12 protein-coding genes are annotated in these 12,616 nt (G+C 37.6%); 6 read left to right on the top strand and 6 right to left on the bottom strand.

Translation table 11 applies throughout. The features are described 5' to 3' along the window. Window positions 1–202: 202 nt before the first annotated feature. Entirely contained in the window at window positions 203–1,051 is an 849-nt protein-coding gene (gene ypfJ / locus AC3EA5_RS08885) for a KPN_02809 family neutral zinc metallopeptidase (protein WP_488608002.1), read from the top strand. A gap of 23 nt (window positions 1,052–1,074) precedes the next feature. On the opposite strand, the gene AC3EA5_RS08890 is transcribed toward ypfJ, so the two are convergent. Then, window positions 1,075–2,253 (bottom strand): MFS transporter, encoded by a 1,179-nt coding sequence (locus tag AC3EA5_RS08890; protein ID WP_488608003.1) that lies wholly within the window; start codon window positions 2,251–2,253, stop codon window positions 1,075–1,077. Window positions 2,254–2,335: 82 nt separating this feature from the next. Here AC3EA5_RS08890 and AC3EA5_RS08895 point away from each other — a divergent pair, with 82 nt between their 5' ends. From AC3EA5_RS08895 to AC3EA5_RS08910, 4 genes are all read left to right on the top strand, one after another. Further along, window positions 2,336–2,719: an OsmC family protein gene (locus AC3EA5_RS08895; RefSeq protein WP_488608004.1), complete on the top strand. Its 384-nt coding sequence runs from the start codon at window positions 2,336–2,338 to the stop codon at window positions 2,717–2,719. Window positions 2,720–3,051: 332 nt separating this feature from the next. After that, complete coding sequence (locus tag AC3EA5_RS08900) at window positions 3,052–3,237, top strand: SE1561 family protein (protein ID WP_394189032.1); 186 nt, start codon at window positions 3,052–3,054, stop codon at window positions 3,235–3,237. A gap of 250 nt (window positions 3,238–3,487) precedes the next feature. Then, on the top strand, window positions 3,488–5,029 hold the full coding sequence (locus AC3EA5_RS08905; protein WP_488608206.1) for a fumarate hydratase: 1,542 nt from the start codon (window positions 3,488–3,490) through the stop codon (window positions 5,027–5,029). Window positions 5,030–5,179: 150 nt separating this feature from the next. Next, window positions 5,180–7,087: a heavy metal translocating P-type ATPase gene (locus AC3EA5_RS08910; RefSeq protein ID WP_488608005.1), complete on the top strand. Its 1,908-nt coding sequence runs from the start codon at window positions 5,180–5,182 to the stop codon at window positions 7,085–7,087. A gap of 12 nt (window positions 7,088–7,099) precedes the next feature. Here the strand turns inward: AC3EA5_RS08910 and AC3EA5_RS08915 are convergent, their stop codons facing one another. Then, complete coding sequence (locus tag AC3EA5_RS08915) at window positions 7,100–8,077, bottom strand: YihY/virulence factor BrkB family protein (protein ID WP_488608006.1); 978 nt, start codon at window positions 8,075–8,077, stop codon at window positions 7,100–7,102. A gap of 15 nt (window positions 8,078–8,092) precedes the next feature. After that, window positions 8,093–8,500 carry a YtxH domain-containing protein gene (locus AC3EA5_RS08920; protein WP_488608007.1) on the bottom strand — a complete coding sequence of 136 codons (408 nt, stop codon included), beginning with the start codon at window positions 8,498–8,500 and terminating at the stop codon, window positions 8,093–8,095. Between the two features lie 144 nt (window positions 8,501–8,644). Between AC3EA5_RS08920 and AC3EA5_RS08925 the strand changes: the two genes are divergently transcribed. Further along, the gene (locus tag AC3EA5_RS08925) at window positions 8,645–8,866 is read left to right on the top strand and encodes a DUF1128 domain-containing protein (RefSeq protein WP_394189024.1); all 222 of its coding nucleotides are present in this window, start codon (window positions 8,645–8,647) and stop codon (window positions 8,864–8,866) included. 486 nt (window positions 8,867–9,352) lie between these two features. On the opposite strand, the gene AC3EA5_RS08930 is transcribed toward AC3EA5_RS08925, so the two are convergent. The 3 genes from AC3EA5_RS08930 to AC3EA5_RS08940 form a co-directional block, all read right to left on the bottom strand. Then, entirely contained in the window at window positions 9,353–10,345 is a 993-nt protein-coding gene (locus AC3EA5_RS08930) for a class I SAM-dependent methyltransferase (RefSeq protein ID WP_488608008.1), read from the bottom strand. Between the two features lie 72 nt (window positions 10,346–10,417). Further along, complete coding sequence (locus AC3EA5_RS08935; protein WP_488608009.1) at window positions 10,418–11,725, bottom strand: FAD-dependent oxidoreductase; 1,308 nt, start codon at window positions 11,723–11,725, stop codon at window positions 10,418–10,420. Window positions 11,726–11,979: 254 nt separating this feature from the next. Then, window positions 11,980–12,561, bottom strand: coding sequence for an acetylglutamate kinase (locus AC3EA5_RS08940; protein ID WP_488608010.1), 582 nt, complete (start codon window positions 12,559–12,561; stop codon window positions 11,980–11,982). Window positions 12,562–12,616: the final 55 nt, after the last annotated feature.

Below are 12,616 nucleotides of genomic sequence, written 5' to 3' on the forward strand. Positions count from 1 at the left end.
GAAGTGACGAGGAGATTGAAGCCGTGCCCACGGAAAGCGTACGCATGGAGCGAAATTCAACTTTGTTTGGATTTTACATTTTTTTATGAAATTGACTCTCTTTTTTATTTATAAGAGGATTGAACTTTTTGTTTCTAGGGAATAAAGACAGTAATGTTTATGCAATTATATTATAGAAAATTCGAATGACGGAGGAATTCTGATGAAGTGGAGAGGTCGAGGACAAAGCGCAAATGTTGAAGATCGTAGAGGAAAAGGGATTGGTGGTGTTGGAATAGCTGGTGGCGGTATTGGTCTTGTCATTGTTATTATCATGACACTAATCGGTGGTGGAGGACCTGGAGACATCCTAAATAATATCACCGATACATCTACAACAGATAATGGAACATATGAAGAGACCGAACAAGAAAAAGAACTCGCCGATTTCGTTTCAGTTGTTCTCGCTGATACAGAAACTGTTTGGACAGAACTTTTTGAAGAGCAAGGCAAAGAATACCAAGAGCCTGTTATGGTTCTTTATACAAACCAAGTCGAATCTGCATGTGGTACAGCCGGTTCAGCAGTAGGACCGTTTTATTGCCCAGGAGATTACAAGCTATATATTGACTTAAGTTTTTACGATGAATTAAGACAAAAATTTGAAGCACCTGGTGATTTTGCAATGGCTTATGTCATTGCGCATGAAGTTGGACATCACGTTCAAACATTACTAGGGACAAACAAAGAAGTAATGGCCATGCGGAATCAAGTAAGTGAAGAAGAGTTCAATCAATACCTAGTCAGATTAGAATTACAAGCAGATTACTATGCAGGTGTTTTTGCAAGGTACGCTGAAGGACAAGGTTATCTTGAAGCAGGTGATGTTGAAGAAGCAATTACCGCAGCAAGTGCAGTTGGTGACGACAATATTCAAAAGAAATCTCAAGGGTATGTCGTACCGGAAAGCTTCACACATGGTACGTCTGAGCAACGTATGAGATGGTTTAAAAAAGGATATGAATCAGGCACGATTGAAGACGGTGATACGTTTAATGCTAAGGAGTTATAAAAAAGTAGCAGATTACTTCGAGACTAACTCGAAAGTATCTGCTGTTTTTTTGGCGTAATCAGACTGATTAAACTAAAGACAAATAACACAAAAGAAATGAGCCATAAAAAACTAAACTGGTTAAAGAACTCTAAAAAGACGCCTCCCATAAATGGCCCAGTTAAACTCCCAATACTAAAGAAAATACCGCATAAAAGATTTCCAGAGGGTAATAAAGCCTTTGGTGTCAAATCAGCCATATAAGAAATCCCTAAAGAGAAAGTAGATCCGACAAACAAGCCAGCTATTAGAAATGCCGCAATAAGTGCCAAGCTGTTATTTTCCAACACAGCAGCTGCACTAAATGAAAAAGCACCACCGAATAACGAAAGAAGCACCACTTTCTTCCTTCCGATTCGATCACTTAATGCTCCAAGTGGTAACTGAGACAATATTCCTCCAGTTGAAAAGGCAGCTAAAATAATCGAAACACTTCCTACATCCAGCTGATTGCGTAAGGCGTAAACAGGAAAAATGGCATGCAAACTAGACTCTAAAAAACCGTAACTAAACGGAGGAATAAAGGCTACCCATGCAAATCCAATCGTTGCGCCAAACCTTGCCCATGTCCCCCTCATCGTAGAAGTTTCATGCATATGTCCAGGAAAATCATTATCAAGTAAGAAAACAAGTGACCACGCTGACAAACATAAAACACCGGAAACGATGAATGGTAAGCCTTCAAAAATATTTATTAGCGGAACAAATAATGGGCCAGCTGCAAAACCAATTCCAAATGACAGCCCATAAAGGGCAATGTTTCGGCCTAAACGTTCTTTAGACGAAAAACTCGTTATCCAAGTTTGAGTTGAAAAATGAAGTAAATGGTCTCCAATTCCAATAAACAGTCGAAGCACAAACCAAAAAATCACACTTTTCCATAATGGGAATAGAAGCAATGACATAAATACTAATATTCCACCAATCATGATGATTGGTTTATAACCAAATCGACGAAGTGGCTGTTCCATGAATGGGGAAACTAAAAGCGTTCCTATGTATAAGCCTGTTGCATTTAATCCGTTTAACGATGCAGAAAGTCCATCCTGTTCGAAAATAATTGATATGAGCGGAAGTAACATTCCTTGTGAAAATCCGGAAATGGACACAATGGTAACTAAAATCCAAAACCTTCTTTTTTCTGATGGTGTAAATTGCTTCATGATGCTCTCCTCTATTCAAGTTAAAATCGTGTTCAATTCCTTTAAGATTCGATACAATTTTAACATAAGGGAGGAATACAAGTTGAAATATATCATGACAGAACACGGTTTTGAGACAAACCTTGAATTTGGAAAGCTTACGATTTCTTCAAATGAAACTTATGGTTTTAGACCTTATCAATTATTGGTTTCATCATTGGTTAGTTGTAGTGGAGGCGTATTAAAAAAAGTTTGCGAGAAAATGAGGATGCCGATTGAGGAAATGGAAATCGAAGTAAAAGAAGTCGTAAGAAATGAAGAAATAGCAAATCGACTTGAAAAAGTTCATATTCATTTTAAATTAAAAGGATCGAATCTCGAACAAAGCAAATTACAAAAGGCCATGAATTTAACAACGAAGAATTGTTCGATGGTTCGTTCTGTTGACCAATCAATCGACGTACACGAAACGTTTGAGATTATGTAATTCCATTAGCAAAGGCTCAGACCATATCTGATTTCAGATGTTGGCTGAGCCTTCTAAATATCGCTGTTATCTAATTGAGTATCCATATATCGATTCACGGCTTATAGTGCCGGTGAAATGTTCGAACCCCCTCCTTTTAAACTTTTGAATGGTTTCGACTTTTCACTACGGCCTCCCCTCTCTTGTTGAAGTAAGTTAACCTTAACATCTTAATTGAATTTTGTAAATATTCTAAATACATTAAATATTAAAATATTTCTAAAGTCCTACCTGAAGTTGATAAAGAATTAAAAATCCGCTAGTATGGAAAACAATAAGCGAGGTGTTTTAAAATGGGCAAATCAATTACTGATAAAGAACAACAAGTCACTTATCTTAAAGAGCGTTTGAACATTTTTTTAGAAGTGCTTGATTCAATCGAACCAGAAACAACGAAATTGGAAGATATCGATCGTCTAATTTCAATGATGGATGATTTAGAAGATAAAATGGAACAATTTAAAAACAGTCCAAAATAAAAAAACAAAGTGGTTGTCTCAAAAGTCATTTGGTGACTTAGGGACAGCCCCTTTTTATATCCCTGTATCTTAACTGGGGAATTCTAGACTTTGCGTGGAGATGCACGAATTGATCTCTATAAAAACAGTCCGTATTGTTTAATTTACAATAGCCAACTAATCTATCATCCCCTATCCTTTTTTAAAAGATTATTTAGGCGTATAATAGATGATGAAAACAATTTGGAGAATGATTGAGAGGGGCAAAACCATGTACTTAGAAACACTAGAAAAAAGCATATATGATTTAATTACAGAAACATCAACAAATTTACCTAAAGATGTCCGTCGCGCAGTACGCAATGCGAAAGCTGCAGAAAATGCTGGCACACGTGCGGCTATGAGTTTAGATACAATCACAAATAATATACAAATGGCTGATGACAATGTATCACCCATTTGCCAAGATACAGGAATGCCTACATTTAAAATTAAAACGCCTGTAGGTGTGAATCAATTAGAAATTAAAGCGGCTATTCGTCGTGCTATCGTAACGGCTACGAAAAATGCAAAACTTCGCCCAAATGCTGTGGATTCTTTAACTGGTGAAAACAGTGGTGATAACCTAGGAGAAGGTGTTCCAGTTGTGAAATTCGAACAGTGGGAAAAAGATTATATTGAAATGAAGCTCATCTTAAAAGGTGGCGGCTGTGAGAATAAAAATATACAGTATAGTCTTCCTGCCGAACTTGAAGGAATCGGACGCGCTGGTCGAGACTTAGATGGAATTAGAAAGTGTATTCTTCACTCTGTCTATCAAGCGCAAGGACAAGGATGTTCTGCAGGCTTCATAGGCGTTGGAATTGGTGGAGATCGCGCATCAGGTTATGATTTAGCGAAAGAACAACTTTTCCGCTCTGTTGAAGATGTTAACCCACATCCACAATTAGCAGAACTAGAAAATTACATTGTTGAAAAAGCAAATACACTTGGAATCGGCACGATGGGATTCGGTGGAGAAGCAACTTTACTTGGCTGTAAAATTGGTGTCATGCATCGTATTCCTGCTAGCTTCTTCGTTTCAGTTGCGTATAATTGCTGGGCATATCGTCGTTTAGCAATCAACATTAATCCAACAACTGGTGAAATTAATGAATGGCACTATCAAGACGGAGAAAAAATTGAGTTTAAAGATCAAGGAGCCGACCAATCTGCTGAAGAAGCGGCAACACGAATTGTTGAACTTCGTGCACCAATTACAGAAGAAGAAATTCGTCAATTGCAAGTTGGTGATGTTGTTAAAATTAGTGGCATGATGTACACAGGTCGCGATGCCATTCATAAATATTTGTCAGATCATGATGCTCCTCTTGACCTTAACGGCCAAATTATTTATCACTGTGGTCCTGTTGTTATGAAAGATGATGAAGGTAACTGGCAGATTAAAGCAGCTGGACCTACTACATCGATTCGTGAAGAGCCTTACCAAGGTGATATTATGAAGAAATTCGGGATTCGTGCAGTTATGGGTAAAGGCGGCATGGGACCAAAAACTTTGGCGGCGTTAAATGAACATGGCGGCGTTTACTTAAATGCGATTGGTGGTGCAGCTCAGTACTATGCTGATTGCATTAAAGGCGTTGAAGGAGTAGACCTTATGCAATTCGGGATTCCTGAAGCAATGTGGCATTTAAGAGTGGAAGATTTCACCGCTGTCGTAACAATGGACTCTCACGGAAATAGTTTGCACGCGGATGTAGATAAATCTTCACTTGAAAAATTAGCGCAATATAGCGAACGCGTCTATAAATAATTCACGCTATTGTCTTTGAAAACATTTCTATGTTATAATCATTCTAATCTAATAATTGTCATTTAAAATGCTGGTATTCCCTAGGGGAATGCCAGCTTTTCGTACATTATGGGACATATGATATTGACTATCATTATCAGGAGGTGCCACATGGAAGCCATTCAACAACAAAATCAGTCTTTCTTTATCACTAGAATTTTGCCGCATATTGAATTGATTGCAGCCCTTCTATCTGGTGTTTTAATTGTCATCGCATGGTTGTTTGGTAAAAATGGGGATAGTGCAATTTCCATTACTCTTTTTCTCCTTGCATTTTTTATAGGCGGTTACGCAAAAGCAAAAGAAGGAATTGAAGCTACTATTCACAAAAAAGAACTAAATGTGGAATTGCTGATGATTCTTGCTGCCATTGGATCTTCTATTATTGGTTATTGGGTAGAAGGCGCTATTCTCATATTTATTTTCGCCTTAAGTGGTGCCCTCGAAACGTATACGATGAATAAAAGCCAGCGTGAAATATCAGCTTTAATGAAATTACAACCCGAAGAAGCCTGGTTAATGGATGCCTCTGGACAATCTCAAAGAGTGCTTGTTAAAGACTTGCAGGTTGGAGATATTCTTTACGTTAAACCTGGAGAAAGAATTCCTGTTGATAGCATAGTAATGACAGGACATTCAAATGTTGATGAAGCTGCTATTAGCGGAGAATCTGTCCCAGTAACAAAACAAACCGGTAGCGAGCTTTTTGCAGGTACCGTGAATATGAATGGTTCCTTAACCATCAAAATGACCAAACCGAATTCAGAGTCCTTATTTCAAAAGATTATCGATTTAGTTCAATCTGCACAAAGTGAAAAATCACCGTCGCAACAATTCATCGAACGATTCGAAAGTCGCTATGTGAAAATTGTTTTATTCACAGTCGGGGTTATGCTATTTCTCCCCCACTTCCTATTTGGATGGGACTGGACCACGACTTTTTACAGAGCAATGGTGCTTCTTGTAGTAGCATCACCTTGTGCTTTAGTAGCTTCCGTCATGCCTGCAACATTGTCAGCAATATCGAACGGAGCTCGGAGCGGGATTTTATTCAAAGGCGGGGTTCACTTAGAGAATGTCGGGGATATGAAAGCAATCGCACTTGATAAAACAGGTACATTAACTAAAGGCAAACCCGAAGTGACCGACTTCCTCGTGTCAGAAGGTTATGCAGAAAGTGAAGTGCTCAGTCTTCTAGCAAGCATTGAAGCACAGTCGAATCATCCTCTTGCCCAATCAATTGTCCAATATTCTAAATTACAAGGAACAATTATTAAACAATCGATTGAAATAGAAGACATCGCCGGTTGGGGAATTAAAGCAACCATTGATGGGATTGAATGGAAAGTAGGTAAACCAAAATTTGTCGGAGAAGAAAAGGCAAAACTCTTCAACAACGGGGTTGCTCAATCTCTCGAAGACGAAGGTAAAACCGTTATTTTCATGGCCAATGAAAATGAAATTGTCGCACTTGTAGCTATGAAGGATACGGTACGCGAAGAATCTAAAGTCGCAATTGAAGAGTTGAAAAAATTAGGCATTACCACCATTATGCTCACTGGTGATAATGAAAGAACAGCAAAAGCAATAGCGGAAGAAGCAGGCGTAGATGCGTATTTTGCAGAGTGTTTACCGGAAACAAAAGTCATTCACTTGAAAGGTTTTTTAGAAAAATACGGTACGGTCGGCATGGTTGGAGATGGCATTAATGATGCACCAGCCCTTGCAACTGCAACCACAGGTATTGCAATGGGCGGCGGTACAGATGTCGCACTTGAAACTGCTGATGTGGTTCTTATGAAAAATGATTTATCTCGCATTGCTTTTGCAATTCGTTTATCTCGAAAAATGAATCGCATTGTTAAGCAAAACATCATTTTTTCTATTGCCGTTATTGTTTTATTAATCATAAGTAATTTCTTCCAAGTGATTAATTTGCCATTAGGAGTACTCGGTCATGAAGGTAGTACGATTCTTGTTATATTGAATGGATTAAGACTTCTTCAACGAAACGTATAAAAGCAGGAGCTGTCATATGACGGCCCCTGCTTTTTTCATAGCTATTTTTTCTTTACGTTCTTGCATCACTGCATTTATTTGTCCACCAACCATCAAGATCGTCCCTGAGAAATACAACCACATCATCAAGACAATAATTCCTCCGATACTTCCATAAGTAGCAGAATAATTAGCAAAGCTACTAACATACAAAGAAAAACCAAGAGAAACAACAATCCATCCTACAGTAGCAAAAATTGCACCTGGAATGACACTCTTCAAGTACAATTTTCGATTCGGTGCAATCCAGTAAAGCAACATAAAGACAATAAAGATCATCACTGGGGGAATCGTCCAACGAACTTGATTCCAAACACCTAAGAATCCTTGCTCATACCCTAAGTAAGAAAACAGGAAGGTACCAATCTGTTCCCCAAATATCGGCAATGCGAGTGCAACTACAAATAATACAATAAGTAATAACGTGAAAATTACCGAGATCCCTCTTGCAATAAAGAAGGGTCTTGTTTCATCTAAATCATATGACCGATTTAAAGATTTGATTAAAGCATTCATCCCATTTGATGCTGACCAAATCGTCGCTATAATACCCACTGAAAGTAATCCCCCATTGCGATCTGACAGAACTTCATCTAACGTCCCATCAATTAAGGTATATACTTCTCCCGGAGCATATGTACGCAATATATTAAATAACTGATCTTCTTGTAGATTTAGATATGGTAGTAATGTCACCATAAAAATTAATAAAGGAAATAATGAAAGTAAAAAGAAAAAGGCCAGTTGCGCACCAAGTGCAGTGACATCAACATGTTGAATACGTGCAAGTAATTCCTTAAAGAATCCTTTCGATGAGGTAACATCAAAAGGATAATCAGGATCTGTCTTCTTCTTTTTAAATTGCATCATTTTTAGCTTACTAAAAAAATTAAAAGAGGAACTCGATTTTTGACTTCCTCTTGGTTTAATTGGTTGGTCTTCGTTCTCCATGGAACCAAATCCCTTCTATAGAGAATTTTTTTCTTCATACACATGCTCTGGTAAAACAGGCATAGTGAACTCTTCCTCTTCCTTCACGATTGTTTTGTACTCCTCTTTCGAATGCACAAAAGCTTCTTTTGTATCTGTCACTAACGTCTTAACTTGTGGAGATAGTGTTTTTAGCTCGTCCACTTTACCTGATAGGTATTGAGCGTCACGAGAAAATTGATTGTACACAGATTGTATTTTATCTGCTTTTTCTTGTAATTTTAATTTAAAATCCTCACGGTTTTGTGAATAATATTTAATATCTGATGATAAATTATTAAGTCTGTATTTCACATCTTCACGTGTAGTACGATCTAATAAACTAATTCCCGCTCCTGCTACTGCACCAAATAAAATTCCTTTAACTAACATGCTTTCCTTCATAAAAATTACCTCCTATTTGTAAAAATCAATTGTGTTTTAATATACCCAAGTATGTACATATTAAAACAATGGTACTCATCAATTTGACTTTCTATGCTCATCATGAAATGATTAACTATACCGTTTGAAAGGCAGGAATTAAAAATGAATTTAACACAACCATCACAAGAAAATGTGGAATACATGATTGAACAAATAAAAGAAAAACTTCGCATGGTTAATGTTGATGCTATGAGAGCCGAATCATTTGATGAGTCAGCTTATGAAGATTTACATTATTTATATACAATGGTTATGAAGCGCGAGTCCTTCAGCCCAAGTGAAATGCAAGCTATTGCTTCAGAAATTGGCTCATTACGAAAATAATTTATACAGACAAACCTCTAGTTTAATGGCTAGAGGTTTTAGTTTGTAGACAGATAGAAAATGTTGATTTTCATTACGACGGACGCTTTCCGCGGGCAAGACTTCAGCCGCTTCCCTCGCATGCGCTCAGTCCAGGGTCTTCAGTTCTTGCTGATTCCGCCGGAGTCGCCGTCTCCATTCCAATCAACAGGAATGCAAGTAAATCTGAAAGTAAACATAATATAAGGATATAGACTTTTCAAATATCATTTCCACCTACAAATGTGTTCATATTCAACATGTAGAAAGTTATAAAAGACGAAATTAAATAGATACTTACTTAAACAATCATTTATGCACATCAAATTTGCATCTCTATTCTCTTCTGTAAACATAAATCTGCATGCTATTTAGTAGGAATGTGGTGGGCTATTTCTGAAGACTCCTGCGGAAAGCGTCCGCCACAATGGAAATCAACATAAATGTCTACATACCAAAACCTCTAGTTTAGTTACTAGAGGTTTTTTTGTATTGCACAATATACCAGCTACCTTCACGAATAACTGTTTGAATGCCAAGGTTGGTTAATGCCGCTTTTTCTCCCCATTCAGCAAGCTCTTCTTTTTCTGGTAATGAATGAAGATTTTCAAAGGAGTGAAAAAAGCTATCAAAGGCTGCTACAAATGGCGGATTACTTTGTCCACCTGATATTGGTGTCACGACCGATAATACGCCGTCATCCTTCAACCATTCACTTAATCGATTAAATAAATCCTGTCGTTGTTCCCCAGGAATATAATGAATAATATTGTTCATGAAAATAGTATCAAACTTTTTATTCGGTTCATACTCCCATAAATCAGCTTGTTCAATTTCCACATTATCTAACGACTCAGTCATTTTTTGTGCAGTTTTTGCCACGGTCTCACTCACTTCAATTCCAAGAAAATGAGACTTTGGAAAACGTTCTGCCAGTCGTTTGATGTAACCACCTTCACCGCACCCAATATCTAAAACATGTTGTTCTTCGTTTAGTTTCAATAACTTAGCCATTTTTGGAAGTGCAATGACCTCAAGTAAACGACTCGTTTTTGCAACTGTATCTGCATGTTTATCGGAGTCGAAATGATTTCTCTTTTTTTCTCTCATCATATCTGGATAATTAAGTAGACTCGGTATATGTAATTCCATCATTTCTTTTAATATAACACCTGAAGATGATTCACCTTTTGGACGTGGCAACTTCCACATGGATCCTGTGCGATACCGTGAACGACTCATTGCCTTTAAATGTCCAATAGACACTCCGACATTCACCCATTGTTTGAGTAGTTGTTCATCAATTTGATAGGCATCAGCAACGTCTTCAATCGAAACTCCTCGTTCAAACGCTTTAAATAAATCTAGTTCATATCCTACATAGGCATGCCAAGAATATAAAAATGGGACATTTCGCTTCATCCACATACGCGCTCTAAGCATTTTCATAACATCAATCATTCGTAATTCCTCCCATTTTTATCTCTACTATTTACATACACGTTAGCAGATTCACATAAACCTTCCGATGTGCTAGCGGAGCCCACGCCATTTCCATGGGTAATCATCCTCTGCAGTAAAAAGTTTCATTTCCTTTTGTTCTTTAGGTAACTCTTTCTTTCTAGTTGGCATCATACCGCCTTGTATGAAACGGTCTCTAACCGATTCTTTCCACATACCAAGACCTGAAACATTTAACATTTGTTTAAAATGAAGAACCGGATCTTCCTCCATGCGCTCAAACGTTTTACTTCGCAACCAACTTACAGGTTGAAATGGAAATGAATAAGCCAGTGCAGACAAATGACTTAATTGGATTAAATAATCGGCGCGCTCTTTTCGAACCGCTTCATATTGATTTAAATTTTCCGGATTTAACTTTTGTTGTTTATACATGTCTACCAGTAACTCACCTAGAATATCAGCATCTTGAATAGCCATATTCATCCCTTCTCCAGCCATTGGGTGTACAGCATGTGCGGCATCTCCGATAATCGCCATGTTGCCACTTACATACGTATCAGCATGATACATAATCGGGATCATCAATTGAATTTTAGACCAATCCACTAATTTTTGTACGTATCCATCGATCGAAGGTGCAAGCTCTGTATATAGTTTGTGAAAATGATCAATTGGTTTTTCTTTAATTTTTTTGTAATCCCCTGCTGGAATTAAATAAACCGAACGTACTTCATCATTCGGCAATGGAAATAACCCTAAGAATCGGTTATAACTCGAGAAAATTTGTCCTCCTACAAAGTTTGTAGGTCTTGGAAAGGTAACAGTTATAAAATGATGATTGTATTTTATCGGCTCAACTTTAAGGCCCATTGCTTGTCTAGTTACGGAAGCTCGTCCTTCAGCTCCAATGAAAAATGAGGCTTCGACGTCAAATTGTTCTTTCCCTTTTTGAACAGTCGCAACCTTACCGTCAATGGATTTACAAGAAGATCCACTAAAGTAATGGAAATTAGAATAGCTTTCAGCCTTCGTTCGAATAATCCCCTTTAACACTTCATGATGAATCATGTAGGCAGCATTGTACTTGCCCGGAATAACCGTATAATCCATAAATGATTGGTCTTTTACCTTAAGGGTTTTAGAAAGCTCGATTAAATCGAGAACTTCAATGATTTGCCCTTGAGAAGTGACCTCTTCAAATACTTGTAGTCCATCGAAAATTTGCATGCTTTTGGGTTGTAATAACTCCCCTTTATAAACGGGTTGCTTTCCCGGTAATTTCTCCACCATCACGACATCAATTCCTGCCTTAACTAACTTTAAAGCAAGAGTGAGTCCACCAATTCCACCACCTGTTATAAACACATCCGTTTTCACGCAAATCCCTCCCTCTCTATATAGTTCCTCTTGGCCATGAATCCAAAACTTATCAGTGCTTTGCTGGTAAGCATAGTGACATAATATGGGCGAATCGCTAGTCAATATGGCGAGTTCAAGTGTTAGATTAGCGGTAATCACTCATAATCTAGCGTTTAAAGTAACTAGTGGCGTTACAGAGATTTAATTTCGCATATCGCAATACGATCTCTTTTAAATGCCAATTAAAAAACCTTCACAAGGAAGGTTTTTGTCTACATATAATAGGCTGGATACGAAAACTGTTTAATCATGGCTAATGAAAATTCATCTGCCATGTGAAGGGCTTGAATTTCAATCTCATCAAATAAGTCAATTGCAGCTGTATAATCTTTTTGCAATAAGTAGACGACTTCAGCTTTCAATAAATCTAAATGATTGATGAACATTTCTTCGGTTTCACTTTGTGAGAGAAATGGATTAATAGCACTCCAAAAATGAGCGATATCCGCAGCGTTTTGTAGCCATTTTTTATTGAGTTTTTCAAACTCTTCATTATCGCCTTTAATTGCAGCACCTACCAAATCAGCCGCAATGGTTAAATGAGTCTTTATTAGAGCACTATATTCATCTGCTCTCACTTTTCCGTAATAAGGAATTAAAATCGTACCCATATCGGTTGCATTTCGTAACAACCTATTGAGTACTTGTTCTTTATTCGGCGAATTCAAAATTAAAGCTTGAACAGCTGATTTAGTCCAGTAAACATGTTGTTCCCAAAGCAATCGCATTTCATTTTGTAAGCCAAGATCTTGCAAACTAAAGCAAGAAGTATACCAACAATTGAACGGATTCACGTCTTGAGTTCCCTCCTATCTTATCCATTCATCATATTCAAATCATTCATTTGGG

The sequence above is a fragment of the Paenisporosarcina sp. genome, assembly GCF_057785155.1.